The sequence below is a fragment of the Polynucleobacter sp. es-EL-1 genome (assembly GCF_018687975.1).
Lineage (GTDB): Bacteria > Pseudomonadota > Gammaproteobacteria > Burkholderiales > Burkholderiaceae > Polynucleobacter.
On the sequence record NZ_CP061310.1, the window covers coordinates 752692 to 779273 of the forward strand.

The following is a 26582-nucleotide window of genomic DNA, read 5'->3' on the forward strand; positions in this document are numbered from 1 at the left end:
ATGAACGACATAACTACACCAGTAAAAAAAGACGTTAAAAATGCCTTAGAGGTTCGTAACCTGAACTTCTTCTATGGCTCATTTCAAGGTCTAAAAGATATCAACTTGGATATTGAGGAAGGCAAAGTCACAGCATTTATTGGTCCATCTGGTTGCGGTAAGTCAACCTTGCTTCGCACGCTCAATCGGATGTATGACCTTTATCCTGGTCAGCGTGCTGAGGGCGAGATTAACTTTTATGGTCAGAATATTCTAGAGCCTGGACAAGACCTCAATCTCCTACGTTCACGAATTGGAATGGTTTTCCAAAAGCCAACCCCATTCCCAATGTCGATTTATGAAAATATTGCCTTTGGTGTACGTCTTTATGAAAAGCTTTCCCGTTCAGAGATGGATGAGCGCGTAGAGTGGGCTTTAAATAAAGCGGCTTTATGGAATGAAGCTAAAGACAAGTTAAATCAAAGCGGTCTATCCCTATCAGGTGGTCAGCAGCAGCGTTTATGTATTGCTCGCGGGGTTGCGGTAAAGCCTTCCGTGATTCTGTTGGATGAGCCAACTTCAGCCTTAGACCCGATTTCCACTGGAAAAATTGAAGAACTGATTAATGAACTGAAGCATGAGTACACGATTGCGATTGTTACTCACAATATGCAGCAAGCAGCCCGTGTATCAGACTACACTGCCTATATGTACCTGGGCAGCTTGATTGAGTACGGTAAAACTGATGAAATCTTTATTAAGCCTAAGCGTAAAGAAACAGAAGATTACATAACCGGACGATTCGGTTAATTGGAGATGAATATGCCAGATAAACACCTTTCCTCACAGTTTGATGCGGATTTAAATTCTCTCTCGAGCAGATTGCTCGAGATGGGTGGACTAGTTGAGTCCCAAATTTCTTCTGCAATGCGTGCTTTTACGCAGATGGACATTGACACTTGCAATGTCGTGATCGCTAACGAAAAGATAGTGAATGATCTCGAAATCCAGATTGATATGGCTTGTACTGAATTGATTGCGCGTCGTCAGCCTACTGCTCGAGATTTGCGTTTGGTGATGGCAGTGTCAAAAGCGATTACCAATTTAGAACGCGCTGGTGATGAAGCTGAACGTGTTGCTAAAAGAACAAAGCGATTGATTGAATCTGGTGCCGCTCACAATATTAATGTTGCGGAAATTCGTTTATCAGGTCAGATGGCTATTTCATTATTGCGTCGTAGCTTAGACGCATTTGCTCGCTTAGATACTGTTGCAGCGGCTGAAGTAGTACAGGAAGATCGGCAGATTGATGAAGAGTTCAAAGGCTTTGTTCGTAAGTTAATCACTTACATGATGGAAGATCCGCATACTATCTCTACCGGCTTGGATATGCTGACCATTGCAAAAGCGATTGAGCGTATTGGTGATCATGCTAAAAATATTGCAGAGTTTGTGATCTATATTGCCAAAGGCTCAGATGTGCGTCATATCCCCCATGAAGACTTGGTTCGCGAGGCGAATAAACCGTAACTTTTGATCTTAAAACGGAATTTGCTATGACTCACCGGATATTGATTGTTGAAGATGAGCCTTCTATTGCCGAGCTCATTGCAATTAATTTAAGCCATGCTGGCTTTGAGGTGCAAAAGGCGCTTCAAACTGACATTGCTTTCAATATGATGCGCGATGAACTTCCTAATTTATTGATTTTGGACTGGATGTTGCCAGGTAAATCTGGCGTTCAGTTTGCCCGAGAGCTCAGGGCAAATGAACGAACAAGATCTTTGCCAATCCTGATGCTCACCGCCAAGAGCGAAGAGACTGATAAGGTAATGGGTTTGGATTCTGGGGCAGATGACTACGTTACCAAGCCATTTTCGCCTAAGGAGTTAGTGGCCCGTGTAAAGGCATTGTTGCGCCGTCAGATCCCGCTGGAGGGGGATGGCCCCTTGACTGTTGGCCCGTTGAGACTGGATCCAGTTTCACATCGTGTTAGCGCAGTCTGGGCAAATGGTGAGCCGCAGACTTTGTCTTTAGGGCCTACAGAGTTCCGATTGCTGCAATTTATGATGACAAACCCTGAAAGAGTCCATTCTCGTGAGAACTTGCTCGATAAAGTCTGGGGCAATGAGGTCTATATTGAAGAGCGTACAGTGGATGTTCATATCAAAAGGCTCAGAGCAGCCCTGTCCCCAGCCGACTGTGATCGCTTTATAGAAACAGTTCGGGGTAGTGGCTACCGAATCACGAAAACACCCACCCAGACCTGATATCCATTGGGCGGGGTGGAGATTTTCCAGTCTCCTGGAGCGGATGCTCTAAGATTGCGGAATGTTCTCTGTTTTTTTTCGTTTTTTCCTCCTGATTTGCGCAGCTTTTTTTGCTGCTTTTATTGCTCAAACTAATTTTGGTCCTATTGCAGGTATTTCAGTAGGCATTGCTTTTCTGTCAATACCGCTAATCTATTCCTACATTAACTTAGCCCGCCTACGAAAATACACGGTAGAGGATCGGCTAGATTCAATGCCACTGCCTAGCGGTTACTGGGAAGAGGTTTTCTTTTACCTGCAACGTTTAGTGCGTAACTTGAAGTTGCAAATGCTTTCCGTTGAAAAACAGCACGACCGCTTTATAGAGGCATTTCAGGCATCGCCAAACGGCATCATGATGCTCGACGATCAAGATCAAATTGAATGGTGTAATGCGATTTCAGAGCGCTTCTTTGGACTTCAATTTAAGCGTGATGTTATGCAACGTATTAATTTTTTGATTCGTCGCCCTGAATTTATTCGCTATCTTCATGAGCGCCATTTTGAGGAGCCTTTATTGCTAGAGCGTATGGGCCCTCGATCAAATCTGAGCCTCATGTTGCAAGCTTTTCCTTTTGGTGAGAAACGCCACTTACTCTTGGTGCAAGACGTTACTGATCTACAAAAAGCTGATGCCATGCGGCGGGATTTCGTGGCCAATGTCTCCCACGAGATGCGAACTCCCATTACCGTATTAATGGGATTTTTGGAAACCATCCAATCTTTAGATTTGGATAAAGCTCAGCAGGATCAGTATTTTGAGATGATGATGTCTCAGGCTCAGCGCATGAAAAGCCTCGTTGAAGATTTGCTGACGTTGGCTAACTTAGAGGCCAACTCTTTGCCAGCGCCAGCAGAGAAAATTCAAATGCAAACCATCATGGCGCTTCTCAAAAATGATGCTGAGGCGCTTTCTCAAGGCCATCATACATTTCATTTTGACATTGAGAGTTCTAAAAATATTCTGGGAGAAGAGCGCGAAGTGCTGTCAGCTTTTGGTAACTTAGTCTCCAACGCTATTCGCTATACGCCTGATGTGGGTTCTATTACTGCCACTTGGCGAGTGAATGCTGCAGGAGAAGGCGAATTTTCAGTTACGGATACGGGTCCGGGAATCGCTTCTGAGCACCTTTCTCGGCTGACCGAACGCTTCTATCGGGTGGATCGTAGTCGTTCACGAGATACCGGTGGAACTGGCCTTGGACTGGCTATTGTTAAGCATATTGCCAGTCGACATCAAGCCCAGTTGTTAATAGAAAGTACTCCGGGCCAGGGGAGTACTTTTACAATGCGCTTCCCAAATGAAAGACTGGCAGATTAGAAGAAAAACTTAATCCTTTTTGTCTTTCTTATCCTTTTTGTCTTTCTTATCCTTTTTGTCCTTCTTGCGCTTAGATTCCTTCGGTAATTTATCCAGCTTACCGTTGGCGTAAAGACACCATACTTTAATTTCCTCTAGAAGTTCAGTGAGGTCTTCATAAGATAGGTTTTTAAAGTCTTGCAAGCCAATGGCTCCAGACTCTTGAAGCTGTTTAACAGCATCTTCGTACTTATATTCACTCATAAATTTCCACGTAAAGTTGTAAGAACGGGGTAATCCTAGCAAAGTAATATGACAAAACCCCTTTTTTTGATATTTTCAAGTTGATAGACATCCTTTAGGAAGCTAAAACCTCCAGGTAAAGCCAATTTCAGAGCGGGATGCATTCAAGCCGGTATTGCCCAGTACTAAACCCATATTAGCGGCACTTCTCATATAAGAAAGTCCAATATCCAGGCTTTCATTAACAGAGAATATTGCCGCTAGAAGGGCATAATTTGTCAAATATTGCTCTGTACTGGGTGGATTAGTGGTTATGCCCATATCTAAGGCTAGCCTCAGCTTTTCCATCACGCGCCAAACGGGTGCAGCTGAAAAGAACAGAATATTAGTTCTGTTTTCCGGAGGTCCCGCACCAATCGCATAGTTTGTGTTGTAAAGAGACTTGGCATACATCGCATTGATATGCACTTCCACCGAATCCCAGTAGTGCGAACCTATGAAGTTCAGTCCGTAATTAGGAAGTGCCAAATCTAAACCAGCGACTTGTTGCTGCGGTGAGCCTGGAAGGGTAATGCTAGGCTTGATCGCCAAAGCCCACTTTCCATCTTCATCTTCAGCAAAACGCCACTTGAGTGCTAAAACCTTATTAGAGATTGGCGAGTAGTTTCCGCGGGGCGCAGCATAGTAGGTGGTGCCAAATGAGATTTCAACATTCTCTGCTACACCTCTTGTATAGGTAAAAGGAAAAGCTTTTGCGCCAGATCCACCAAAGTATTCTTCACCAGGCGTAATGATGTCAACCGTACCAGCGCTTCCGCCACCATGACTTGCGGTTCTAAAGAAGTACTGCTCAATTTGATTTGAGTTCTTTGCTACCGTACCTGCGTCATCAGTATTTAAGGGCTCAAACGCATTGCTAGTTGCTGAAAAAAAGAATAGAAGAATAGCAATGAAACGCATGGGATAGTTTGCGAAAGATAAACTCTCTTAAGCTATCAATCAATTGTTACAGCTTGATGTAAATGAGGTGCAGCTAAGCCCGATTCATCCTCTGTAGTGAGTAATCAAATTGCCACATTCAGCCTCTATGATGGGTCTTCTTCATTCTCTAGGGTTAAACGATGCTTGAATCTAAAAAAATAGATTTATCCAAGGTATTTAGACCACATTTAGAGCGGTCTCGTGATGAAATATCCAATATGAGAGAGCAATTGATGATGCAAAAATGTCAGCAGATTGAAAGCCGATCTTCTACCTTTTTGATAGATAAAAAATACGTATTAAACCTTGATGAGTTGGTTTAACAATTGCATGTATGGATAAGCATTACAACATTCTGTTCCTATGCCATCGAAATTCAGCAAGATCCATTATTGCTGAGGCTTTAGCAACCACCTTGAGTCATGGCCGTTTCATTGGCCATTCTGCCGGATCACACCCTTTGGGTTTTGTTCATCCCTATGCGATTGAAATGGCGAAATCAATGGGCTATCCAGCACAGCTTTTGAGGAGTAAAAGTTGGGATGAGTTTGGTAAAGAGGGTGCTCCAAGAATGGACTTCATTATTACCTTATGCGATGCGGCGATGGGCGAGGATTGCCCATACTGGCCTGGCCATCCCTCGACAGCGCACTGGGGATTTCCGGATCCAGCTGCTATCGATGCTAGTGATGTAAATGCCATGCTGCACGCATTCAAACAGGTTGAAATAGGACTGCGCAACCGAATTGAATTATTAATGGACCTTCCAATTGAGAAGCTCGACAGATTGGATATTCAGGAGCAACTTCACAATATTCACTATAGAAGCAAGTTTATATAGCGATTCACGGAGATCAGTAAAACGCTACAATAATAAATCCCGTTCTCATGATGGATTTTTTATGACTCGCGCTCGCCAAGCTCTGGCTAAAAAAACTAAATTAGCAAAATCTGAGAAGTTTTCTCTCTTAGAGCCGGTACTTTCTCATCATAGTAAGCCATTGAGCATAGCTAAGCGTCTAGCCATAGGGAAAAGTTTGCGGCATGAAGTTAGTTTTTTAGATCAAGGAACTTATGTTCCACCAAAAAATCGTATCGATCCAATCGAAATACTCAAGGTGCAAGCTAGCCAACGCATTAATTCCCTCATGCCAATTCGCCATGCGCGCATGCTGCAATCTCCGTTTGCGTTTTACCGTGGCGGGGCTGCCATTATGGCGCAAGATTTAGCAAATCAGCCTACTACCAAGATCACAGTGCAACTATGTGGTGATATGCATGTATCTAATTTTGGGTTGTTTGGTACTGCTGAGCATCGATTGGTTTTTGGAATCAATGATTTTGATGAAACCCTTCCTGGAAGCTGGGAGTGGGATATGAAGCGCTTGGTCTCTAGTGCCGTGATTGCTTGTCAGACTTTAGGTGGTGATGAGGCCTTATGCAAAAAATTGGTTTATCGAATTAGCTCAGAGTATCAAAAGCGGATGGCTGTATATGCTCATATGCCTTATATCAAATTGGCTCAACAATTTATTGGCGAGAAAGATATACGTAAGCACTTTAACAAAGCACATCAAAAGACTTTAAATGAATATTTAAAGGCGACTAAAGGCCAATCAAATCTACAGGTATTGCAGAAGTTAACTACCTTAGTAGGTAAAAATCGAAAAATTATTAACAAGCCGCCACTCATTGAACACTTCGATAGCGATTTCGATGGAATCCCCGTTGCAGATTTAGTTAAAAAAGCACTCATCAATTACAGCACGACTTTGCTTGTGGATAGAAAAGTACTTTTTAGCCGCTACACCTTGAAGGATTTCGCGAGGAAGGTTGTGGGAATTGGTAGCGTAGGAACTAACTGTATGTTGTTGTATTTTGAGGGTGATAGTGCAAACGATCCACTATTTTTGCAATACAAAGAGGCTCAAGAGTCTGTATTAACGCCGTATTTAGGCAAGTCTATCTACGAAAATATGGGGCATAGAGTGGTTGCAGGTCAGAGACTACTGCAAGGGGCGCCAGATATTTTTCTGAGTAGCGGTGAGATTAATCGTCACTCGCAGGATATACAGGGCTTTTATCTTCGCCAACTAAGGGATATGAAGGGCGGTATTGTGATTGGTTCTGGGGGCGTTGGCCTGCAGGATTTTCCAGACTATGCCAAGCTGTTTGGTTGGGCCTTGGCACTCGGACATGCCCGCTCTGGAGATGCCGCATTAATTTCTGGATACTGTGGCCAATCAAAAGAATTGGATAAAGCCTTATTTAATTTTGCGATTTCCTACGCAGAGCAAAATGCTGCAGATTACAAGGAGTTTTGTGCTGCCGTGAAATCTGGTCGCATCAAGGTGGCTAAGGAAAAGACGATTTAGTTTCTGCTGGATTGTTAGGCCAAGCTGTCTTCATTCTGAAATATTTCCCTGTCATTATCTGGGTTGTGAATATATTGAATCAGTCCCAGCACGCCATCATTACTTGCCCAAATTGTCAGGGTCATGAAATTCTGGATATTAATCAAGCTAGCTCTATGCATCTTTACAGATGCCCCTCATGTAGCGGCCTCCTAAAGGCAAAATCTGGTGATTGCTGCATATTGTGTAGCTTTGCCAACAGAAATTGCACCAGTTCCGAGCAAAATTTAGCCGCTTGAGCTTTTGCCAGTAGACTGGGCTTCATTTTCATGAATATGTCATCAGAGTTTCATAAAATAGACATATTCATATTGAAATCTGTTAACTGGAACAATTTTGGCTGTTAATAAAGATATTTCAGGAAATAATCCTCGTGATTTAGTGGCGGCAGTCGACCTAGGGTCGAATAGCTTTCGCATGCTTGTTGCCCAAGTGGTGAAGACACCATCAGGAACCCAGCTGCGTCCTATTGATACTTTACGAGAATCGGTGCGGCTGGCAGCAGGTCTTACCGACAATAAATTATTGGGTAATGATGCTTATCAACGCGGATTGGTAGCCATTCGACGTTTTGGTGAGCGCATTCGGGGTTTTGATGCTGCCAAAGTACGTGCCGTAGCTACCAACACCTTACGGGTTGCAAAAAATGCCCCTAGCTTTATTCGTGATGCTGAAGAGGCTTTGGGTTTCCCGATTGAAGTTATTGCCGGGGTTGAAGAAGCGCGCCTGATTTATATTGGTGCCGCCCATGAAGTATCAGCAGTGCAAGGTAATCGTTTAGTGGTTGATATTGGCGGTGGCTCTACGGAATTTATTATCGGCAAGGGGTATGAGCCTAAGTTAATGGAGAGTCTCTATATTGGCTGCGTTTCGCACAGCCTGCGCTTTTTCCCTAAGGGCAATATTGATGCCCATGCTTTTAAAGAGGCGGAATTAGCAGCACGTCGAGAGATTCAGGTGATCTCTGGTGCTTACCTTAAGAGTGGGTGGAAGCAGGTGATTGGCTCCTCAGGAACTGCCCGTGCTTTGGCAGACCTCATTGCAGAAAATAACTTCAATGGCCAGCAAAGCGAAGGCTTGACTATGGGTCGGGTGAATGGCGCGAGCGGACTCATTACTCGCGATGGCTTGAGAGCGATGAAGAAACATCTACTCAAGTATGACAATATTAGTCAGGTTGAACTTGCAGGCTTAAAAGATGATCGCAGATCTGTCTGGCCAGGCGGTTTAGCCATCATGATTGCTGTCTTTGATGAGCTTGGTATTGAGAGTATGGAAGTGACCGATGCGGCTTTAAGGGTCGGTGTTCTTTATGATCTTTTGGGTCGCTCGCAACATGACGATATGCGCTTTGTAACAGTTGAGCAATTTATGCAACGTTATGCTGTGGATCGTGATCAAGCAAAAAGAGTGGGGATGCATGCCGCTGAATTTTTAGCGCAATTGCCTAAACCCGATGCTGAAGATCGCGAAGATAACATTGCCTTATTGCAATGGGCTGCGAACTTACATGAAATCGGTTTATCGATTGCTCACAACGGCTATCACAAGCATTCGGCTTATATTGCAGGCAACGCAGATATGCCAGGCTTTTCAAAGAACGACCAGGCAAGGTTAGCTGCACTTCTCATCGGTCATGCCGGTAAGCTTGGAAAATTGGCAAATAATCCTAGTTTTAGAGATTGGCGAATGCTGTTCTGCTTACGCTTATCACAGGTGCTTTGCCGCGGTAGAAGTGATATCCAACTTCCCAAAGTAAAGGTATCCGAAGTGGATGGCTCTTATTTAGTAAGCCTCTCAAAAGATTGGGTAGATGCGCATCCCTTGACCGAATTTAGTTTGCTAAAAGAAGCGGCCGAGTGGGAGCGTATCGGCCGTCCTTATAAAGTAATCTTGCGCTAGTTATATACCTAAGAAGTGCTTAGCGTAGCGTGGATTAATGTCTGATAAGCGTAGCATCGTCAATACATCAGCAGTATTAAAGTCTGGATCCCATGCAGGTGCACTGCAAATCTTGGCGCCGAGCTTGAGATAGCCTTTGATCAAAGGGGGTGGCTCGACTTCTAAGCCGCCATTTAAGCGCTCAAGAGGGAGTGGTAAACGGGGGAATGCATGATTTTCCACTGGAGCCATTTGATCGTTGTTCAGAGAGTTATACAGGCTAGCAGCAAAATGGCCACCATCTGCCATAGGGATGCTGGCGCAACCGAGCATGATTTCGTAATCATGTTTTTGCATGTACTGAGCTAAGCCGCTCCATAAAGCCATGATGACTGCACCTGAGCGATAGTCTGCATGAACGCATGAGCGACCCAATTCCACCATTTTGGGGCGTAAGTGATTGAGGCGCGAAAGATCAAATTCTGAATCAGAATAGAGGCGACCAATCTCAGCAGCTTTGTGCGGAGGAAGAACTCGATAGGTGCCAACTACTTTGAGCGATTCTTGATCACGGATGAGTAGATGGTCGCAATAGGCATCAAATTCATCAATATCTAAGTCTTCAGGATGGGCTGGCAGGCTCGCCCCCATCTCTTCTGCAAATACCTTGTAACGCAAACGTTGCGCTTCTTTAACTTCATTAGGGCTTGAGGCCCAGCTGATTTGAAAAGCAGGGCGCTTGGGCTTGCTGATTGCTTTCTCGTTAGCAACTGGCTCGGTGGCCAGAACATCATTGCGTGCGCGCAAAGCAAACTTTTTACCAAATAGCTTCTTGGCAATTTTTTTAGAAAATAACTTTTTAATTGCCCTGGCTTTACTAGCTTTTTCTTTGTTTGAGTTTTTTTGAAAGCGCCCGTTAAAAAGATCAAAGGCGGCAAGCGGATTTGGAATATCGGACATGAGTTTCCTTATATTGGTTTTTTCGATGATATAAAGGCTCTATTACCAATTGATGACAAGAGGGATGCAAACGGTGGCCCAAAGCAGGGTGGCAATGAGCAATGCTAACATGACGGCTGCCGAGCCAAAATCTTTGGCCCTCTTCGATAAATCGTGATGCTCAAAAGAGATTCGATCAATCGCTGCTTCGACGCTAGAATTCAGTAGCTCTACTACCAGAACGAGCAATAGCGAAGAAACTAAGACACATTTTTCAATTGGGCTAATGGGCATCCATAATGCTATCGGGGTGAGTAGTACTAGTAGCGTTAGTTCCTGTCTAAAAGCACTCTCTTCCTTATAGGCATACACAATGCCGCACCAAGAATTCTTTGCTGCATGCCAGGCTCTCGTTAGTCCACGATTTCCTTTATGTGGATTTTGCTTAATATCGTAAGGGGTAGTCAAAATATCTTCTTAAGCTAAGGCGGTAACATGAACTTGTGCAGAAGGCACGGGTTTGAGATGCTTGGCAAATTGCTCTGAGGCAGCCCTCCAAGAGAATTTCTCAGCATGGGCTCTAGCAGTCTCACGGGGAATACGCAAAGCCTGCATACAAGCTTCCCGCAGGTCCTCGTGCATTGCGCCTGCCGGCGAATCCCCGAGAACATCAATTGGACCAGTGACAGGGTATGCGGCAACGGGAGTACCACAGGCCATCGCTTCTAATAAGACTAGACCAAAGGTATCGGTTTTACTCGGAAATACAAAGACATCAGCAGCTGCATATACCTTGGCCAGCTCATCTTGCTGTAAAACGCCTAGGTAATTGATATTGGGATATTTTTGTTTAATCTCTGCCATAGCAGGACCATCGCCAACTACCCATTTAGAGCCTGGTAAATCGATCTCTAAGAATGCATTGATATTTTTCTCTACGGCAACGCGTCCAACATATAGAAAAATCGGGTGAGCACTATTGAGTGCTTTAGAATCTTGCATTTTGAAGATATCGAGATCCACTCCGCGTGACCAGAGCACCACATTTTTGAGTCCGTACTTTTCTAAGTCATTTTGAACCACAATAGTGGGAGCCATGACCGCCATTGATTGGCCATGGAACCAGCGAATAAAGGCATAAGTAATTGCTAATGGAATTCCGGTGCGGGCCTTAACGTACTCTGGAAAACGGGTGTGGTACGCAGTAGAGAAGGGGAGATTATTTTTGACCGCATAAGCGCGTGCTGAGAGACCTAGGGGACCTTCGGTAGCAATATGGATTGCGTCAGGAGCAAACTCTTTAATTCTGCGTGCCACTTCTTTACCGGGAAATAACGACAGCGCGATATCTGGATAAGTAGGGCATGGAATAGATTTAAAGCCAGTAGGAGTGATCATTTCTACTTCATGGCCCATCCCAATCAATTCAGCACGCGTTTGTTTGAGCGTTCTCACAACGCCATTGACTTGCGGATCCCATGCATCAGTAATAATCATTATCTTCATACAGTAGCCTCTTCGATAACTGCTTCAATAGCAGGTTGATGTGTAACTTCTATTTGTTGCACTGGGTCACCTTTAATGTGTGTCCAGTAGATAATTTTTAGTTCACCAGTGGCGGTCTCAACTAAGGCTGATAGGCTTTCAACCCAATCACCATCGTTGCAATACAGCAGTCCGTCGATTTCACGGATCTCGGCTTTATGAATATGGCCACAGACTACGCCATCACAATTTCTGATGCGAGCCTCTCTGGCCATAATGTGCTCAAAGTCGGCAATATAGCTGACTGCATTTTTCACTTGATGCTTTAGATACTGGGAGAGCGACCAATACTGTAAGCCCATCTTGACTCGCAGCATATTGAAGTAGCGGTTGATATAGAGAATGAATGAATAGAGTGAGTCGCCTACATAGGCTAGCCATTTAGCGTATTGCATGACGCCATCAAATAGGTCGCCGTGGGTTACCCAAAGCTTGCGTCCATCCAAGAGGGTATGAATTACTTCTTCTTCTACTTTGATATCTCCAAATGACATGCCAAAGTATTGCCTTGCAGCTTCATCATGATTACCCGGGATGTAAATGACTTCAGCACCTTTACGGGCTTTACGTAGCAACTTTTGTACTACGTCATTGTGTGCCTGAGGCCAGTAGAATGATTGCTTTAATCGCCAGCCATCGATGATGTCACCGACTAAGTAAAGTGTATCCGCCTCATTGTGCTTTAAGAAATCCAGGAGGTACTTTGCCTGACACCCTGAAGTTCCCAGGTGTACATCTGAAATCCAGATAGCTCGGTAGTGCATCATGTTTACAGATTAAGCCCACTATTTATGAAGGCCTCATGACACTTTTAAGTCAGTTTGATGACTTGATTTATATTCTGAGCTTATGACCCTTCATACATCGGTAGATGAAACTTCACCCGGCAAGATATTCCCCATTTTGGTTTGGGTGAGGGTGCTCGTTCATGTACTTGCTGGTGTTTTTACGCTCTCCTTCATCTTTCCGTTTATCAGTCAATCGCAAAAAGATCGCAAGATTCGGCTATGGTCTGAACGACTACTGAATATTTTTAAACTGAAGTTGGTAGTGATTGGTAGAGAAAATGTGACATCTGCGCCTGCCTTATTTGCAGCAAATCACATTTCTTGGCTGGATATTCATGCCATTAATGCCTGTAAACCCATTCGTTTTGTTGCCAAGTCAGAGGTAAGATCTTGGCCAATTTTTGGTTGGATGGCAAAGCAGTTGGGAACAGTTTTTATTCGTCGGGACAGTGCGCGTCATGCTAGGCAAGTAGTGGAGCAAATGGCAGAAGTGCTCAAAACCGAATCCATTTGCATTTTCCCGGAAGGAACCTCGACTAACGGGGCTCAGGTATTACCTTTTAAGCCCAATCTCTTTGAGTCCGCCTTAGCTGCGAAATGTCCAATTTATCCGCTTTCCATTCGCTATTTCAGTAGAAGAACGGGTTTGAGGAGTGATTCCCCGGCATTTATAGGGGATATGGGGCTTTTGGAATCCATGTCTAGGGTGATTCAAGATCCTGGATTGGTAGTTCAGGTGCGCTTTCTGATGCCTTATGCCCCATCGATTTTGGGGGATTCTGATCGCAAACAGGTGGCAGCGTACTGTCAGGAATCGATCGCCCAAACCTTGTAAGAGGCATATGTAATAAAAATGTCATACTCTTAGAATACAAAGATAAAAAGCCTTAGAGGAATAAATGACGTCAAAACACAATGAGATGGCCGAGTGGTATCGGCGTGCTCAAGAAGAAATTTTGGATAGTATGGATGAAGAGCTCGAAATGGAGCTCGATGATGATCGCCTCTCGCAAGATGGTGGCAGTGGCTCAGTTATCCCCAGAAATGTTTACTTTAAGGAATTATTTAGACTGCAAGGTGAGCTGGTAAAGCTTCAAGACTGGGTTGTGGAGAATAATCTTAAGGTTGCCGTTTTATTTGAAGGGCGTGATTCTGCAGGTAAGGGCGGCGCTATTAAGCGGATTACCCAGCGACTCAATCCACGGGTTTGTAAGGTTGTTGCACTTACCGCACCAAGTGAGCGGGAAAAGACCCAATGGTACTTTCAGCGTTATGTTGCTAACCTGCCCGCTGGTGGAGAGATCGTTTTATTTGACCGCAGTTGGTATAACCGCGCTGGTGTTGAGAAGGTCATGGGTTTTTGCACGGATGCTGAGTACGAGGAGTTTTTGCGCACAGTCCCCGAGTTTGAGCGGATGATTATTCGCTCCGGAATTATTCTCATCAAATACTGGTTCTCTATTTCTGATGATGAGCAATATAACCGCTTCATGATGCGCATTCACGATCCGCTGAAGCAATGGAAACTCAGCCCCATGGATCTAGAGGCACGGCGCTTATGGGAGGCTTATACCAAGGCAAAAGAAATCATGTTAGAACGCACCTCTATACCAGAGGCACCTTGGTGGGTTGTTGCTGCTAATGATAAGAAAAAAGCGCGTCTCAATTGCATCTCACATCTCCTGGATCAGATTCCTTATCAGGAGATTGATCATCCAGTGATTACCTTGCCAGCAAGGGTTCATAACCCCGATTACCTACGAGGCCCAGTTCCTAAGGAAATGTACGTTCCTGAGATTTACTAGTTTGCGTAGAGGGTGTTAATCTCTCATTAATAATAAGTGGGAGATAAACATTGAAGTCAAAGCTAGAAATTACCAATCGGGAATTTAAGCTCCTGATCAAGCCTCAGGGTCTTGATAGACGGAGCAAAATTACCGCATTAAGCGATCAGATTCTCAATTTCTGCAAGAAAAACAAAGTCGATTTTTTCCACCTGGATAATGCTGCAACCGGTTTACGTAGCATCTACTTCTACGACACCCCAGGCGAGGATTTTCGCCTCAATAATGTGATTCTTCGAGTACGAGAGTCTCGCCAAAATATTTGGGTTGATGATTGGTGTGAGGTCACCCTTAAGTGCCGCACGGGTGATATTGAAAAATCCACTCTATTTAACCCTGTGCCAAAAAAATCAGTTAAATCGCGCTTACGTTTTAAAGAAGAAATTCTTCGAGGCGATGCGATTGGCTCAAGCAGATCTATCTACTCCAATAACGCCATCTTAGATGCGGTACCAATCGACAGTCTCTTTGAGCGATCCTTATCCAGTGTCACTAAGTTTTTCCCTGGCTTGGCTAAGTTGCCTATTGATAAGAAGAAACCACTGCGCATTGTTGGTGGCAATACCAATAAGATTCTGGAGGCATGTTTACCGATTGGTAATTTAGTCTTTGGTGATGGAGTTCAGGCCCATTGTGAAATCGCTATCTGGATGAGAAGTGTTGGCGATCCGATTGTTGGCGAGCTAGCATTTTCCTATCGCGTCAATGACGCCAATAGAGGACAGGCTAAGGCGCATAAGCGGGCTGATAAGTTCTTTAAAAAACTCCAAGTTGAGCTTGAGAGTTGGTTGGAAATTGGCAGCACCAAAACGGCTTTGGTTTACGGAAAGCCTGAATAGCAATGGGTTCAGATATCGAGACCGTCAATGTTGGGGTACCAAGCTTAAAGGATCTCTTCGTCCAATTTTTCATCATTGGTGCGGTTAGCTTTGGCGGTGGAATCATTGCCTATGAACGCATCTTATTGGTTGAGAAACGCAAGTGGCTCTCAGCAGATGAGTTCATGGCCTATCTGGCCATCAGCCAGACCATGCCAGGTCTCAATTCTGTAAACCTCGCAGTGATCGCTGGGGACCATTTGCGGGGTGCCTTGGGTGCAATTACTGCCACCTTGGGTCTTATTCTGCCTGGGTCTATCTTTGTATTGGCCGTAGGCATCATCTATGCGAGTGCAGCCGACCATCCGTTGGTCAACTATGTTTTGGCTGGGATTGCCGCTGCGGCAACCGGACTTTTGGCTGCGATCACCTATAAGATTGGTAGCGATCATTGGCGACATCTACAGTCTTTACTCATCATTATTTGCACCTTTTTGTTGATGAGTATTGCCAAGCTATCTTTGCCTTATGTCATTTTGATTATGGCGCCGATTTCTCTGTATCTATATCGTCCGAGTAAAAAAGCATGAGTGCATTGATTCACCTGGCACTGAGCTTTGCCTTACTGTCGATTCTGGCAGTGGGTGGGGGAACTGCGGTATTGCCGGAGATGCAAACAGTCTTAGCGCAGCAGTTTGGTATTAATCACACCCAATTTGTTCATATTTATAGTATCGGCCAGCTAGCACCGGGACCTAATATGTTGATGGTCCTCGTGATTGGCTATCAAATTGCAGGGCTGATAGGGGCAGGAGTGGTATTACTCTCCTTTTTCTTGCCATCGAGTTTCTTGTGTTTTTATGTTGGCCGTCTGTGGAATCGTTTTGGGGAAAATCCTTGGAGACGTTCCATTCAAAATGCATTGGAACCTATTTCAATCGGCCTCATGGCTTCCGGAGTCTATGCTGTGGGCAAGGCTTCTGTTGTAGGGGGAGTGACTGCAGCGCTAGCTTTAATAACTTTTTACCTCATCCTCAGAACCAAAATTAACCCGGTACTGGTTATTTTGGGTTCTGGAGGACTTGGTGCATTACTGATGGCGTATTTGAAATAGTCTCTGTTTAGAAAGTACCTCTTAAGCCCACCATAACACTTCTCCCTGGTTGTGGAGCGTATAGTCTCACAGCCATTGGTGTGGTGGCATAACGAATTTGCTCATTGAGTAAGTTCTTCAAATTCATATACACAGTCCAATTCACATCCTTAATCTTCTCTGTGTATGAGATGCCTGCATTCAAGAGGTTGTAACTTGGTGCGGGACCTTGTTCCCATGCGGCCAATCTATTTTGCTGATAGCTATAGATGTAAGTTGCATTGGTGAGCCAGCCATTACGCTGATGGGCAATTTCAGCGCCTAAGCGAGGAGCTGGTTGAAGTGGCAGGTTTCCACCAGCATCAAATGTTCCTTGGGAGGCATCACCAAAAATACGCCCACCAACACCATGCTGACGCCAGTTATAGGTTAACTCACCCTCAATACCTTTAATGGTAGCTGCTGCCTGCTGTGCAACTACTACTGAGAAGTCTTCTACCTCTGGAACGGACTCACCAGTATAAAAACCATAGATGTAGTTATTAAAGCGATTGGCATAAAGACTGGCTTTACCGCGTAATAAGCCGCTAGTCTTTTGGATATTAAATTCTAAGTTGTGCGAAGTTTCTTTATTGAGATTGGGATTGCCAATATCAAAGGTTGCTGTAGATTCATGTGCGCCGTAAGAGTAAAGCTCTTGAGCGCTCGGTGCACGCTGGGAAACAGTGTAAGCAACACCAGCTCCATGACCTTGCATAAAGTTCCATAGGCCACCCGCAGAGTAGGACATTAAATTGAATGTCCGATTTTGCAGCGTAATGCTCGGTGTATCTGCACCAGTATTCATTGGCTCTGGAACTAACTCTGTGCCTAAGTTTGGTTTTTGCGCAACGTTGTTATAACGTAGCCCTAAGTTACCTTGCAGGGAATTCCATCTACCTTCTTCAATCCAAAATAGCGCATTGGAATTAGTCTTGGTTGGTGGAACAATCGCATAACTTCCAGAGCCCACTTCAGTAGCATTTAAAGATGATGCGGTCACTTGTGCGCCAAAGGTACCTTTCCAGCCCGCCAGGGGGTTATGCGTTAATTCAAAACGCGCTTCATTGGCAAGATTCTTCCATTGGGAGGCTGCTTCCCCTTGGTTATTAAATTCAGTATGGTTGTAATTCGTGTTGGCAGCACTAAATTTAAAAGAGGAGAACCCTGCAAAAGGATCGCGTGTCTGATGTTGTAAATCGTAGCGATTTTGGGATTGATTAATCGATCCGCCTTCGGGCGTTGGAATTCCATAGTTATTATTCAAGCGCTCAATCGAAATACCGGTATAGCCCGATTTTCCAATATAGGATGCGCCAACGCCGAGATTATTTTGATTGCTAAAAGTATTGGGTAGCTTGCCAGTGTAGTTAGTGGCATCAGCGCCTTCAGCTGGAACTGTCCATCCGCCTGGCGACTGAATTGAGTTTCCAGGAATGGTGTAATTGTTCGCATTATTGATTGCCGTATCAACGTGCACCGCTACTGAACCAAATGCCCCATCTACCTCTAGGGCTCCAGCTCTACCGTTATTAACGGTCTCATAGCTGGTGTTGACAGCGCCAGTTGGACGATCTGGAAGATTGGTCAAAATACGATCATTAACCACGTTGACCAAACCACCGCTTGAGCCTGAGCCATAGAGCAGAGCAGCAGCGCCACGCAAGATCTCAATCTGATGCGTATTTTGCATATTGTTACCAACGGCATGATCCTGTGAGATGTTGGATACATCACCCACAGACAGACCATTTTGCAAAATTTGGACACGGGGACCTTCAAGACCTCGAATCACGGGACGAGATGACCCTGCGCCATATCCTGTTGCTGATACACCAAGCTCATTGGCAATGGTAGCTCCAAGAGTAGTGCCTAATTTATTCAGGAGTTCATCCCCCTGCAAAATCTTGGTTGGCGTCAAAATACTTTGGGTGGCCTCTTGTGATCCAGTGGCGGTTACTTCTAATGAAGCTTCAGATTGGGCTAAAGCACTTGTGCTAACAAGGCTTGAAACGAGAATGTAGATTAGCTTGTGCTTAGCTACATTTTTATGAATTGGGTACATTGCATTCTTTCACTCAAATACGCGCATTCACCGGGAATGGCGAAATAAAATAAATTACCAAACAAAACGTTTGGATTATTTAGGAGATTTACAGAGTGAAAGAGGGTGGGGCTCTAGATTGATATAGCTCAACATGAATGCGATCTGCTCTAGAAGAATCAGATGCATTTAGCGTTTGGTTGGCAGGCTTGGTGCCAATAAAAGTATTGCTATCGGACGCAATAAAACCAGCAAGGGTCAGGGCATCCAGCAGGTGACAGGTAGCTGAACCATGCTGTGCATTTGGGTTCTGATCATGGCAGCTTAGCTCAATATTTTGAGCGTGAATACCGGAGTGATTAATGCTGTGAGCAAAGCCAACCCAGTGCGTGCCAATTAAGCTAGCTAGCAGAAAACCGAGGAAAATCCATCCACGGAATTGTTTGCTATTTTTGCTTAAAAATGAGGCGACCATGGACGATATCTTACAGTATTTGCCCCTGTGAGCCTTCTCGGTGTAGAATATCGATTCCGTCGGAGTGTAGCGCAGCCTGGTAGCGCACCTGCTTTGGGAGCAGGGGGTCCAAGGTTCGAATCCTTGTACTCCGACCACTTTTCTTTAGTTTTACGAATTTCAGTCCCAGTACATACTGCCTATAGCTCAGCTGGATAGAGCAACGCCCTTCTAAGGCGTAGGTCGCACGTTCGAATCGTGCTGGGCAGGCCAACATAGTTCTGCCTCATCCTTCTAAATCAACGCTTTGCAGTCAATCTCACTTTTTGAGACAGCATTCGCTTAGTTGACCAATATAGCGAAAACTTGTCCAAAACGCCAGTTTGTTGTCCAACTACTTGTCCAGATTTCTGTCTTGTTGGGCTTGATAGGGGGGTATCGGCAGTCTGCTCTATTGATATAGCTGAACCCGACTAGATTCACGAAAAGCATTAAAGGAATCTTATTTGGTTGTTTTTTAGTTGAATATTGTGAAGGGCATTAAATATGCCATGAATGATAGTTATACTTCACTGTTATGCATAAAAAATTGCATTAAATTTTTAGCCCCACTTATGAAAATCCAGCCCCCCAAAAAAAACCTCCTAAATTTTTGCGCCTTTTTAACTTTTTTTGGTTCATATAATGTATTTGCTGATTCGACTTTCCAGTTGGAATGGTCTGGAGCTAGCTTTGGAAACTCTGCAACAGCAATAGGCTCTATTACGCTAGATTCAACTGGCCTATCTTATTTAACTGTTCCAGATTCAGGTCCTGGTAGCGCTTCACCATCCACTAGCGTCGGAGTGTCTGCTTTCACCATGACAATTAATGGTGCAAGTGGCGCGTCTACAATTTCGTTAGCTAACAATGGTGGGACATTTTATCTCTGGACTCCTACCGCCCTCAATTTGAATGCCCAGCTAATCGGTCAAGCCCTAGGCAGTGGTAACACATATGGCTTATCAAATTCAGTTTCGGGAGATTTTAATTATTTTCCCGCCTCTGGATATAGCGGGGGAGGAAATTCTTATTTTGAATTCATGACTGCGGATGGTGAGCAATTACTCCTTACTTACTTTCAAATAATGAATCTTGGGCCTTCTATAGCCAACACTAACCAATCTTTAATTAACAGCTCAGCTATCTTGCAAGGTACATTTACTTTGCAAAATACTGTGATGGTCAATAGCTTTACGTATGACTGCCCTGTATTTGATAAGCATGGTATCTGTGTATCTGCTGGTGGTCGTAATACTGCAGTGCAAGCCCAAGGCATAAACAACACGAGTGGCTTAATCATTGCCTCTTATCGTTTAGACAAGAATAATTCTCGTATTGGCGCTTATGCAGACCAGAACTTATCTGTAAGTGGTCCAGGCGCAGTTCAATTAGGCAACAACACTCCCATGATGGGACTCTTTGGTGTGTGGAGTGAGCGTCCTGATGGAATTGGCGCAGAAGTTAAAGTCTCAGCAGCTTATGGTCAAAAAAGCACAACCGTTAATCGTGGGGTAGTAGGTACTGGCGCAGATGCTTCTGAAGCAGGCAGTGGTGGTTCAAACTTAACAAGCCAAGGCGCACAAGCAGTAGTCAAATATGGCTTTGGTGTGATGCAAGATGTGGTGGTGTCTCCTTATGCTGGCATTCGTTATACCCAGAACAATATGGGAAGCTATACCGAAGCAACCTCTTCAGCCGTTACCGCACCATTAGCATATGGGGCGCTTAATACCAATGCAACTACTGCCTTAGCTGGTGCAGAAGCTAAATATAGAGGTATTCCCAAAACTACTCTATTTGCTAGTGCTGGTGTAGAAACCGATACCAATACCGCTAATGGCTCGTATAACGCTAGCAATTCTTCTATTGGGGCATTAAACCCAGTGAACTTTAATCCAAATCCGGTCAAAACTAGACCAACTGCAACTGTGGGCGCCTACTATGACATCGTCAAGAATCAGCGTTTAGGAGTAACCGGCATTTATCGTCAAGAGCCATTTCAAGCAGTCTCAACAACTACTGTGATGGCGACATATACGATTGGTTTGTAAAGATAAGCCGTCTGGCTTTATTACTTTTCGTGAGAGACCTGCTTTGGCAGGTTTTTTGTTGTATTGTTTCGCCGCTGCAGTATCCACCTAAATGGCGAGCTTAAAATTCACATCTAGCACTTACATCCAAGCCTTCTCTAATACTCTCTAAGGCGTAGGTCGCACGTTCGAATCGTGCTGGGCAGGCCAAATTTCCTCAGTTTAGTGCTACTAAAGTACGCCCACAGCAGCTCTATTTAAGTTCGCATCAAGCTGAATTAAATAAGATTTACGCGCCCGCTCGGTAAATCGTAAATTGCTCCGACAATCTTAAGATTCCCTTTCTTTACTCGCTCGCTCAATATGGGGTTTGACTCCTTTAGTCTTTCAACATTTAGTCGAACATTTTCAACCGTAGCTGCGTTAATGAGGTCCTTGCCCTTGGATTTTTTGCTAGCCTCTCTAACGGCTGGAGCAAGCGCTGTGGTTAAAGCTTGAATGTGCCCTGGGAAAGATGCATTTTGTGTATATGCCTTTATTGAAGCGTCAATCGCACCACAGCTCGTATGCCCTAAAACCATGATTAAGGGAGCGCCTAGAACGGCAGTCCCGTATTCCAAGCTGGCCAAAATATCTGTGTTAACAAAGTTACCGGCTACACGCGCTACAAAGAGGTCGCCGCGCTCTTCGTTGAATGCTAACTCAGGACTAATGCGAGAGTCGGCGCAACTGAGGATACAAGCGTAAGGATTTTGACCGCGGGCAAGGGCGCCCCTTGTTTCATCTACATTGATTTGCAATGTTTTACTTTTTACATAAACAGCATTGCCTGCCATGAGGCGAGAAAGCGCTTGATCCGGATTAAGGACATTTTCCGATTTAGGGGGATTGGCGGGTTGAGCAAATGCAACGCCTGCCGATGCTATGAGTCCGCCAACAGAAAGCAGACCTGCCGACCTTAGAACAGTTCGCCGAAGTGGATCATTCGGTGATTGAGAAGCTCCATTTATTTTATTAGCGTTACATAGGGTGCACATAAGCCATCTTCCTAATAAGATTTATTTCAATTGAAGTGAGTACAACTATTTAGCTAAATCCGGAATTGACGCATACCTGACTGCGTGACAGTTAACACCTTTCTAGATCTTATACCAATCATTTCATATGCATAGTTTTAAAAAAGCCACCCAATTTATTCATTAATGGGCGGGTGATAGTTAGGAGTCGCTGTAAGAACCAGGTTTAATGGTGACTGGGTTGGCTAGAAATCATATTGCAGATTTCAACCGCCGTTTTACAAAATTGCATTTCTATGGAGTAGACTGGAGATTCACACAGATTAGGCTCGAAATGCCAATAGAACTTTTATTAGCCGTGGGTGCCGGCTTAGTTTGCGGATTTCTCAATACGGTAGCTTCAAGTGGCTCTGCCGTCACTCTTCCTCTATTAATGTTTATGGGTTTTGCCCCATCTATGGCCAATGCCACCAATCGTGTTCCGGTATTAGTTGGCGCGCTCATTGCTTCTATTACGTTTTTCCGTGCTGGTGTGATCGATTGGAAGTTGGCTTTTAAGATTCTGACCCCCACTGCTATTGGCAGTATTGCTGGTTCAGCACTTGCAGAATATATGCCTGAACAGGACATAAAGCTCCTTATTACCATTGCGGTACTTTGCGCGTTTCTATTAATCTTCTCTGGCCTAAAGAAATTAATCGAAAAAGAATTTGAAGAGGGTGTACGTTTTCGCTATTTTGAGGTTTTGGTTCTATTTGCGGTCGGCTTTTGGCTGGGGTTAATCGTTCTTGATGGCGCAACTTATATGCTATTGGCCTTGATTGCATTCATTCATTTGCCATTAGTAAAGGCAAATGCCTATAAAAATTTAGCCATCCTTGTAACCTCTGCCATTGCTTTGACATCATTCTCAATCAAGGGAGAGGTCAATTGGGAGGTTGGCGGATTAATGGCGCTTGGTAGCATCGCAGGAGCTTTCTTAGGTGCGAGGCTGTCCTTAAACCCCTTGGCTAAGGCATGGACATTCCGCTTTTTGGTGGCAGTGATTTTGTTAGAGTTAATCCACTTAGGTATTCAGTATTTTCACGAGCTAATGTAATAGGCATGTTGCCAATTTTGTATTCCTATCGCAGATGTCCTTACGCCATGCGTGCTCGCATGGCCTTAAAGTACGCCGATATTAAATACGAACATCGAGAAATTGAATTGCGTAATAAGCCGCAATCGATGTTAGCAATATCCCCTAAGGGAACGGTACCGGTTTTCACGGTGGATGACCTGGTGCTCGAACAAAGCATAGACATCATGCGTTGGGCTCTAACAAAGACAGACCCTGATGGATGGGGAACTGTTGATGAGCGAGTAGCCCAAATTTGGATTGATCGCAATGATGGCCCATTTAAGGTTTTGCTTGACCAATACAAGTATCCCAATCGCTACCCAGAGTGCAAGCCAGATGAGGTTCTACAAAGCCCATTGAACGAGATGCTCGTGCCACTGGAGGAGGCGCTTAAGGTGCAGCAGTATCTATTGGGTGACCGAATGACTTATGTTGATATCGCTATCTTTCCATTCATTCGCCAATTTGCCATGGTCGATCCCCAAAGGTTTGCTAGCTTGCCGTTACATTCTGTACAGCAATGGTTGAACAGGCATCTTCAATCTGAGCTATTTCTCTCGGTGATGCAAAAGTATCCCAGCTGGCATGATTGATAGCTTACTTATATACCCATCTCTTTAAAGACTTCTTTGGCGCAACGAAAGCTATCAATTGCAGCAGGGACACCGCAATAAATTGCGGTTTGCAAAAAGATTTCTTGGATATCTTCCTTAGTGAGTCCGTTATTGATAGCGCCTTTCACATGAAGCTTCAGTTCATGAGGGCGATTTAAGGCAGTGATCATAGACAGATTAATGATGCTGCGAGTTTTGCGATCTAAACCAGGACGATTCCAGATTTCATTCCAACAATATTCGGTAACCAATTCTTGCATCGGCATATTAAATGCATCTGCATTTTTAATGGAGTTGTCGACATACTCTGCACCTAATACCTCACGACGGGTTTTTAAGCCTTTTTCAAATGCCTCTTTATTCATGATTATTCCTTTTAGTTTGAGCGTGATGAATGACGCTATATTGCCACTATTCAGAGTCTCGGGTTTAGCCTAGAATGATTCAGATGAACAATAGACAAGCCCGCAGCATTCTGATCACATTAATTTCTCTGGGCACTTTAGTGGCCTGCTCGGCAGATAAGTTGGAGGCGCGTTTGCAAGCTGACCCGCAATGCAAATCGCAGATCAATCCCAAAACAGGGGCGCTGATGCCTTGTCCGGGTTCGGACAAAGAGTTTTATAGGTCGATTCCTGCGCTGAATACAAAAGCCCCGGCACCCACCCGGGAGTCCGCTTCTGGGTCAACTGCAATTTCTCAGTCAAGTCTTGTAAAGCCCTTGGCTGCACCGGTAGAGTGCAAGCCTAGTTTGCATCAAAAGTCTGGCGCTTTAATGCCATGCCCAGCCCCATAAGTAGCAAAAATGCCTTCTTCATTTCAACAAGGTATGATGGCTAAAACTAGCCCAAAGGCTAATATGAAACAGACCAACCATTTCAAGGGAAATCAAATGAAAAAATTAGGTACTTTAGTTGCTGCAATTTCTGTGACTGCGCTGTTGGCAGCTTGTAGCAATACCCCTAAATTGGCTAGTGAGCCAATGCCTAAATCTGGTTTCTTGCCAAACTATTCTGTGCTGGTGCCAATTTCTACCAGTGCATCGGATACCCGTATTTGGAGATATCGTAAAGCGGGGGTTAATCCTGGCACCTACACTGCCGTCATTTTGGATCCAATTTATCTAAATCAAAATGCCACTAAAGAAATTACACCCGAAGCGATCAATCAGGCAAAAATTGCTTTGCAAGATTCCATGGTCAGTGCAGTCAATAGTCGTGGCAATATCAAAATTGTGACTCAGCCTGGACCTGGTGTAGCGCGTATCTCAGTCGGTATTACTGGTGCCGAGAGTTCAACAGATAGCCTACAACCATGGAATTTCACTCCAATTGGTCTCGCAATGAATGCAGCAGCTTACGCTGGTGGCGTGAACTCCAAAACTCCAGCCATGGTAGTTGAGAGCAAAATTACCGATAGCCAATCCAAAGAGGTGATTGGCGAAGGATTGGTAACAATACAAGGTGAGTCTTTCAGGACGGGCGGGGGATCGGTTGAATCTTTTGTAGCGATGGCTAAAAAGGTCGTTCGCGTTGCTTTAGAGACCTCTGCAGATCCAAGAGCTACAGCTTCTAGATAAGCCGTTCGTGCGAACAATATTCCAAAGCATTTGTATGGCAGGGGCTGCAGCAGTCTTGTTGCTGCCGTTCCCTTCTATTGCGGATAGCGCTTCTAAGAATCAAGAAATTGCTGAACGTTTTGCTAAATGCGATACCAATAAAGATGGCAAGCTAACGCCAGAAGAGGCAAAAGGCTGCATGCCTCGTATTTACGACCATTTTAGTTATATCGATTCGGATAACAAAGGCTATCTAACAGTAGCCCAAATTCAGAAAGCAGCTCGTTAGTCTATTTATAGAGCTTTGGCAATTTCTTGGAGTCTGATGGCCAAGTGATTGCCACTGCTGAATCTACTTTGAGAAGCTTTTTATCTTTCTTGGAGTAGTCCATTCGCGACAACAGATCCCGAATGAGATTGAGATGCGCTAGTTTTTTATCGTTTGCGCTGATCACTGTCCAGGGTGCATCGGCTGTGTTTGTGTGCATGAGCATCTGATCACGTGATTTTGAGTATGCGTCCCATTTCTTTTGTGCCTGCTGATCAATCGGACTAATTTTCCATTGCTTCAAGGGATCTTTTTCTCGATCTTTTAATCTTTTAGCTTGCTCTTCTTTAGAGATGTCTAAATAGTATTTAATGATGATGGTGTCAGAGTGTACTAATAAGGACTCAAAATCATTGACCGTATCCATAAACTGTTTGTACTGTGCATTAGTACAAAAGCCCATGACTCTCTCTACGCCAGCCCGGTTATACCAACTGCGATTAAAGAGGGCAGTTTCACCAGCACCCGGTAGTTGTGCAACGTATCTTTGAAAATACCATTCACCCTCTTCGGCTGCCGAAGGCTTGCCCAGGGCGATCACTCGGGTATCTCTGGGGCTAAGGTTCTCAGTAATACTTTTGATGCTGCCATCTTTTCCGGCTGCATCACGGCCCTCAAAAATGACTAAGAGGCGTTGACCTTTTTTGATGATCTCGTGCTGCAACTTAACAAGTTCAATTTGTAAAAGGCGGAGATCTGCCTCGTAAGTATCTTCGGGGATGATGGATTTACTCACGGGCAGCTTCCATAAAAGTGAATGTCTTAAGCAGCAGGTGCAGGGCTTACTGATTTAGCAGGAGCCTTCTTAGCTACCGCTTTTTTAGCTGGTGCTTTTCTTGCAGGAGCCTTCTTAGCTACAGCCTTTTTCGCAGGAGCTTTCTTAGCCGCTACTTTTTTCACAGCCGTTTTCTTAGCTGGAGACTTCTTTGCAGTAACTTTTTTAGCGGGAGTTTTTTTCTCCAGCTTGTCTAAGGCCTTAGCGAGTTTATCGATCAGCTTTTCTCTCTCGGCTTCCAACTTGTCTAATTTTTTTAACATTTGCTTCACTAATTTTTTTTGACTCATGATGAATTCCTTTATAGAAGGTAAGAAAGATTGTGATTTTTTCAAATCGCCACACATTAATCTTTGATGCTACGTTTTATTGCATCTTGTTTCAAGCGATTATGACAGTTATTGCTCATTATTTGTTGGGCTTTGACT

Annotated in this window: 32 protein-coding genes and 2 tRNA genes; 22 read left to right on the forward strand and 12 right to left on the reverse strand. The window is 44.4% G+C overall.

Annotated features, from left to right (window positions below; genetic code table 11):
- The 4 genes from pstB (at window position 1) to phoR (ending at window position 3609) form a co-directional block, all read left to right on the forward strand.
- A complete protein-coding gene (gene pstB / locus FD974_RS03785) occupies window positions 1-789 on the forward strand; it encodes a phosphate ABC transporter ATP-binding protein PstB (RefSeq protein ID WP_215365940.1) in 789 nt (262 codons plus the stop codon).
- A gap of 12 nt (window positions 790-801) precedes the next feature.
- Entirely contained in the window at window positions 802-1509 is a 708-nt protein-coding gene (gene phoU, locus FD974_RS03790) for a phosphate signaling complex protein PhoU (protein WP_215365942.1), read from the forward strand.
- Between the two features lie 26 nt (window positions 1510-1535).
- Window positions 1536-2249 carry a phosphate regulon transcriptional regulator PhoB gene (gene phoB / locus FD974_RS03795; protein WP_215365944.1) on the forward strand — a complete coding sequence of 238 codons (714 nt, stop codon included), beginning with the start codon at window positions 1536-1538 and terminating at the stop codon, window positions 2247-2249.
- 61 nt (window positions 2250-2310) lie between these two features.
- Window positions 2311-3609: a phosphate regulon sensor histidine kinase PhoR gene (phoR, locus tag FD974_RS03800; protein ID WP_215365945.1), complete on the forward strand. Its 1299-nt coding sequence runs from the start codon at window positions 2311-2313 to the stop codon at window positions 3607-3609.
- Window positions 3610-3618: 9 nt separating this feature from the next.
- Here phoR and FD974_RS03805 read toward each other — a convergent pair whose 3' ends face one another.
- Complete coding sequence (locus tag FD974_RS03805) at window positions 3619-3852, reverse strand: hypothetical protein (protein WP_215365947.1); 234 nt, start codon at window positions 3850-3852, stop codon at window positions 3619-3621.
- Window positions 3853-3954: 102 nt separating this feature from the next.
- Complete coding sequence (locus FD974_RS03810) at window positions 3955-4791, reverse strand: hypothetical protein (protein WP_215365949.1); 837 nt, start codon at window positions 4789-4791, stop codon at window positions 3955-3957.
- 161 nt (window positions 4792-4952) lie between these two features.
- Between FD974_RS03810 and FD974_RS03815 the strand changes: the two genes are divergently transcribed.
- The 5 genes from FD974_RS03815 (at window position 4953) to FD974_RS03835 (ending at window position 9128) form a co-directional block, all read left to right on the forward strand.
- A complete protein-coding gene (locus tag FD974_RS03815; RefSeq protein ID WP_215365951.1) occupies window positions 4953-5135 on the forward strand; it encodes a hypothetical protein in 183 nt (60 codons plus the stop codon).
- 11 nt (window positions 5136-5146) lie between these two features.
- Complete coding sequence (locus FD974_RS03820; protein WP_215365953.1) at window positions 5147-5653, forward strand: arsenate reductase ArsC; 507 nt, start codon at window positions 5147-5149, stop codon at window positions 5651-5653.
- 61 nt (window positions 5654-5714) lie between these two features.
- Window positions 5715-7187 carry a DUF2252 domain-containing protein gene (locus FD974_RS03825; protein WP_215365955.1) on the forward strand — a complete coding sequence of 491 codons (1473 nt, stop codon included), beginning with the start codon at window positions 5715-5717 and terminating at the stop codon, window positions 7185-7187.
- Window positions 7188-7252: 65 nt separating this feature from the next.
- Window positions 7253-7465, forward strand: a complete 213-nt coding sequence (locus FD974_RS09810) for a GDCCVxC domain-containing (seleno)protein (protein ID WP_371817127.1) — start codon at window positions 7253-7255, stop codon at window positions 7463-7465.
- Window positions 7466-7643: 178 nt separating this feature from the next.
- Window positions 7644-9128 (forward strand): Ppx/GppA phosphatase family protein, encoded by a 1485-nt coding sequence (locus FD974_RS03835; RefSeq protein ID WP_215366635.1) that lies wholly within the window; start codon window positions 7644-7646, stop codon window positions 9126-9128.
- On the opposite strand, the gene FD974_RS03840 is transcribed toward FD974_RS03835, so the two are convergent.
- The 4 genes from FD974_RS03840 to FD974_RS03855 are packed head-to-tail and all read right to left on the reverse strand — an operon-like array spanning window position 9129 to window position 12358.
- Window positions 9129-10067, reverse strand: coding sequence for a GNAT family N-acetyltransferase (locus FD974_RS03840; RefSeq protein ID WP_215365959.1), 939 nt, complete (start codon window positions 10065-10067; stop codon window positions 9129-9131). It abuts the gene before it with no gap.
- A 42-nt stretch (window positions 10068-10109) separates the two neighbouring features.
- Entirely contained in the window at window positions 10110-10514 is a 405-nt protein-coding gene (locus tag FD974_RS03845) for a diacylglycerol kinase (RefSeq protein WP_215365961.1), read from the reverse strand.
- 9 nt (window positions 10515-10523) lie between these two features.
- Window positions 10524-11552: a glycosyltransferase family 1 protein gene (locus tag FD974_RS03850; RefSeq protein WP_215365963.1), complete on the reverse strand. Its 1029-nt coding sequence runs from the start codon at window positions 11550-11552 to the stop codon at window positions 10524-10526.
- Window positions 11549-12358: a UDP-2,3-diacylglucosamine diphosphatase gene (locus FD974_RS03855; RefSeq protein WP_371817128.1), complete on the reverse strand. Its 810-nt coding sequence runs from the start codon at window positions 12356-12358 to the stop codon at window positions 11549-11551. Before FD974_RS03855 ends, FD974_RS03850 begins: the two co-directional genes overlap by 4 nt.
- A gap of 82 nt (window positions 12359-12440) precedes the next feature.
- Between FD974_RS03855 and FD974_RS03860 the strand changes: the two genes are divergently transcribed.
- The 5 genes from FD974_RS03860 to FD974_RS03880 all read left to right on the forward strand — a co-directional run bounded on the left by FD974_RS03860 (window position 12441) and on the right by FD974_RS03880 (window position 16155).
- Entirely contained in the window at window positions 12441-13214 is a 774-nt protein-coding gene (locus tag FD974_RS03860) for a 1-acyl-sn-glycerol-3-phosphate acyltransferase (RefSeq protein ID WP_215365965.1), read from the forward strand.
- Window positions 13215-13278: 64 nt separating this feature from the next.
- The gene (gene ppk2 / locus FD974_RS03865) at window positions 13279-14184 is read left to right on the forward strand and encodes a polyphosphate kinase 2 (protein WP_215365967.1); all 906 of its coding nucleotides are present in this window, start codon (window positions 13279-13281) and stop codon (window positions 14182-14184) included.
- 50 nt (window positions 14185-14234) lie between these two features.
- Window positions 14235-15062, forward strand: coding sequence for a hypothetical protein (locus FD974_RS03870; protein WP_215365969.1), 828 nt, complete (start codon window positions 14235-14237; stop codon window positions 15060-15062).
- A gap of 2 nt (window positions 15063-15064) precedes the next feature.
- The gene (locus FD974_RS03875) at window positions 15065-15631 is read left to right on the forward strand and encodes a chromate transporter (RefSeq protein WP_215365971.1); all 567 of its coding nucleotides are present in this window, start codon (window positions 15065-15067) and stop codon (window positions 15629-15631) included.
- Window positions 15628-16155 (forward strand): chromate transporter, encoded by a 528-nt coding sequence (locus FD974_RS03880; RefSeq protein ID WP_215365974.1) that lies wholly within the window; start codon window positions 15628-15630, stop codon window positions 16153-16155. The genes FD974_RS03875 and FD974_RS03880 overlap by 4 nt, the downstream gene beginning before the upstream one ends.
- A gap of 7 nt (window positions 16156-16162) precedes the next feature.
- Here FD974_RS03880 and FD974_RS03885 read toward each other — a convergent pair whose 3' ends face one another.
- Window positions 16163-18238, reverse strand: a complete 2076-nt coding sequence (locus FD974_RS03885; RefSeq protein ID WP_215365976.1) for a TonB-dependent receptor — start codon at window positions 18236-18238, stop codon at window positions 16163-16165.
- Between the two features lie 88 nt (window positions 18239-18326).
- A complete protein-coding gene (locus FD974_RS03890; protein ID WP_215365978.1) occupies window positions 18327-18692 on the reverse strand; it encodes a hypothetical protein in 366 nt (121 codons plus the stop codon).
- A 60-nt stretch (window positions 18693-18752) separates the two neighbouring features.
- Between FD974_RS03890 and FD974_RS03895 the strand changes: the two genes are divergently transcribed.
- The 3 genes from FD974_RS03895 (at window position 18753) to FD974_RS03905 (ending at window position 20764) form a co-directional block, all read left to right on the forward strand.
- Window positions 18753-18829, forward strand: a tRNA-Pro gene (locus FD974_RS03895).
- A gap of 38 nt (window positions 18830-18867) precedes the next feature.
- Window positions 18868-18944: transfer RNA gene (locus FD974_RS03900), tRNA-Arg, on the forward strand.
- Window positions 18945-19381: 437 nt separating this feature from the next.
- Window positions 19382-20764: an autotransporter outer membrane beta-barrel domain-containing protein gene (locus FD974_RS03905; RefSeq protein WP_215365980.1), complete on the forward strand. Its 1383-nt coding sequence runs from the start codon at window positions 19382-19384 to the stop codon at window positions 20762-20764.
- Window positions 20765-21021: 257 nt separating this feature from the next.
- On the opposite strand, the gene FD974_RS03910 is transcribed toward FD974_RS03905, so the two are convergent.
- Window positions 21022-21780, reverse strand: coding sequence for a carbonic anhydrase (locus FD974_RS03910; RefSeq protein ID WP_215365983.1), 759 nt, complete (start codon window positions 21778-21780; stop codon window positions 21022-21024).
- A 313-nt stretch (window positions 21781-22093) separates the two neighbouring features.
- Between FD974_RS03910 and FD974_RS03915 the strand changes: the two genes are divergently transcribed.
- Window positions 22094-22858, forward strand: coding sequence for a sulfite exporter TauE/SafE family protein (locus FD974_RS03915; protein ID WP_215365985.1), 765 nt, complete (start codon window positions 22094-22096; stop codon window positions 22856-22858).
- 5 nt (window positions 22859-22863) lie between these two features.
- Window positions 22864-23472, forward strand: a complete 609-nt coding sequence (locus FD974_RS03920) for a glutathione S-transferase (RefSeq protein ID WP_215365987.1) — start codon at window positions 22864-22866, stop codon at window positions 23470-23472.
- A gap of 8 nt (window positions 23473-23480) precedes the next feature.
- Here FD974_RS03920 and FD974_RS03925 read toward each other — a convergent pair whose 3' ends face one another.
- Window positions 23481-23858: a carboxymuconolactone decarboxylase family protein gene (locus FD974_RS03925; protein ID WP_215365989.1), complete on the reverse strand. Its 378-nt coding sequence runs from the start codon at window positions 23856-23858 to the stop codon at window positions 23481-23483.
- Between the two features lie 83 nt (window positions 23859-23941).
- Between FD974_RS03925 and FD974_RS03930 the strand changes: the two genes are divergently transcribed.
- The 3 genes from FD974_RS03930 to FD974_RS03940 all read left to right on the forward strand — a co-directional run bounded on the left by FD974_RS03930 (window position 23942) and on the right by FD974_RS03940 (window position 25340).
- On the forward strand, window positions 23942-24289 hold the full coding sequence (locus FD974_RS03930; RefSeq protein ID WP_215365991.1) for a hypothetical protein: 348 nt from the start codon (window positions 23942-23944) through the stop codon (window positions 24287-24289).
- 96 nt (window positions 24290-24385) lie between these two features.
- A complete protein-coding gene (locus FD974_RS03935) occupies window positions 24386-25072 on the forward strand; it encodes a DUF3313 domain-containing protein (RefSeq protein ID WP_215365993.1) in 687 nt (228 codons plus the stop codon).
- Between the two features lie 7 nt (window positions 25073-25079).
- Window positions 25080-25340, forward strand: coding sequence for a hypothetical protein (locus FD974_RS03940; protein WP_251374656.1), 261 nt, complete (start codon window positions 25080-25082; stop codon window positions 25338-25340).
- A 1-nt stretch (window position 25341) separates the two neighbouring features.
- Here the strand turns inward: FD974_RS03940 and ppk2 (FD974_RS03945) are convergent, their stop codons facing one another.
- Window positions 25342-26115, reverse strand: coding sequence for a polyphosphate kinase 2 (gene ppk2, locus FD974_RS03945; protein ID WP_251374657.1), 774 nt, complete (start codon window positions 26113-26115; stop codon window positions 25342-25344).
- A 26-nt stretch (window positions 26116-26141) separates the two neighbouring features.
- Window positions 26142-26489, reverse strand: a complete 348-nt coding sequence (locus FD974_RS03950; RefSeq protein WP_251374658.1) for a serine/threonine protein kinase — start codon at window positions 26487-26489, stop codon at window positions 26142-26144.
- Between the last annotated feature and the right edge of the window lie 93 nt (window positions 26490-26582).

Bases quoted from the DNA above. Each gene is read 5' to 3' on its own strand.
- pstB (WP_215365940.1), top strand. From the start codon at position 1: ATGAACGACATAACTACACCAGTAAAAAAAGACGTTAAAAATGCCTTA.
- phoU (WP_215365942.1), top strand. From the start codon at position 802: ATGCCAGATAAACACCTTTCCTCACAGTTTGATGCGGATTTAAATTCT.
- phoB (WP_215365944.1), top strand. From the start codon at position 1,536: ATGACTCACCGGATATTGATTGTTGAAGATGAGCCTTCTATTGCCGAG.
- phoR (WP_215365945.1), top strand. From the start codon at position 2,311: ATGTTCTCTGTTTTTTTTCGTTTTTTCCTCCTGATTTGCGCAGCTTTT.
- FD974_RS03805 (WP_215365947.1), bottom strand. From the start codon at position 3,852: ATGAGTGAATATAAGTACGAAGATGCTGTTAAACAGCTTCAAGAGTCT.
- FD974_RS03810 (WP_215365949.1), bottom strand. From the start codon at position 4,791: ATGCGTTTCATTGCTATTCTTCTATTCTTTTTTTCAGCAACTAGCAAT.
- FD974_RS03815 (WP_215365951.1), top strand. From the start codon at position 4,953: ATGCTTGAATCTAAAAAAATAGATTTATCCAAGGTATTTAGACCACAT.
- FD974_RS03820 (WP_215365953.1), top strand. From the start codon at position 5,147: ATGGATAAGCATTACAACATTCTGTTCCTATGCCATCGAAATTCAGCA.
- FD974_RS03825 (WP_215365955.1), top strand. From the start codon at position 5,715: ATGACTCGCGCTCGCCAAGCTCTGGCTAAAAAAACTAAATTAGCAAAA.
- FD974_RS03835 (WP_215366635.1), top strand. From the start codon at position 7,644: ATGCTTGTTGCCCAAGTGGTGAAGACACCATCAGGAACCCAGCTGCGT.
- FD974_RS03840 (WP_215365959.1), bottom strand. From the start codon at position 10,067: ATGTCCGATATTCCAAATCCGCTTGCCGCCTTTGATCTTTTTAACGGG.
- FD974_RS03850 (WP_215365963.1), bottom strand. From the start codon at position 11,552: ATGAAGATAATGATTATTACTGATGCATGGGATCCGCAAGTCAATGGC.
- FD974_RS03855 (WP_371817128.1), bottom strand. From the start codon at position 12,358: ATGATGCACTACCGAGCTATCTGGATTTCAGATGTACACCTGGGAACT.
- FD974_RS03860 (WP_215365965.1), top strand. From the start codon at position 12,441: ATGACCCTTCATACATCGGTAGATGAAACTTCACCCGGCAAGATATTC.
- ppk2 (WP_215365967.1), top strand. From the start codon at position 13,279: ATGACGTCAAAACACAATGAGATGGCCGAGTGGTATCGGCGTGCTCAA.
- FD974_RS03875 (WP_215365971.1), top strand. From the start codon at position 15,065: ATGGGTTCAGATATCGAGACCGTCAATGTTGGGGTACCAAGCTTAAAG.
- FD974_RS03880 (WP_215365974.1), top strand. From the start codon at position 15,628: ATGAGTGCATTGATTCACCTGGCACTGAGCTTTGCCTTACTGTCGATT.
- FD974_RS03885 (WP_215365976.1), bottom strand. From the start codon at position 18,238: ATGTACCCAATTCATAAAAATGTAGCTAAGCACAAGCTAATCTACATT.
- FD974_RS03890 (WP_215365978.1), bottom strand. From the start codon at position 18,692: ATGGTCGCCTCATTTTTAAGCAAAAATAGCAAACAATTCCGTGGATGG.
- FD974_RS03910 (WP_215365983.1), bottom strand. From the start codon at position 21,780: ATGTGCACCCTATGTAACGCTAATAAAATAAATGGAGCTTCTCAATCA.
- FD974_RS03915 (WP_215365985.1), top strand. From the start codon at position 22,094: ATGCCAATAGAACTTTTATTAGCCGTGGGTGCCGGCTTAGTTTGCGGA.
- FD974_RS03920 (WP_215365987.1), top strand. From the start codon at position 22,864: ATGTTGCCAATTTTGTATTCCTATCGCAGATGTCCTTACGCCATGCGT.
- FD974_RS03925 (WP_215365989.1), bottom strand. From the start codon at position 23,858: ATGAATAAAGAGGCATTTGAAAAAGGCTTAAAAACCCGTCGTGAGGTA.
- FD974_RS03930 (WP_215365991.1), top strand. From the start codon at position 23,942: ATGAACAATAGACAAGCCCGCAGCATTCTGATCACATTAATTTCTCTG.
- FD974_RS03935 (WP_215365993.1), top strand. From the start codon at position 24,386: ATGAAAAAATTAGGTACTTTAGTTGCTGCAATTTCTGTGACTGCGCTG.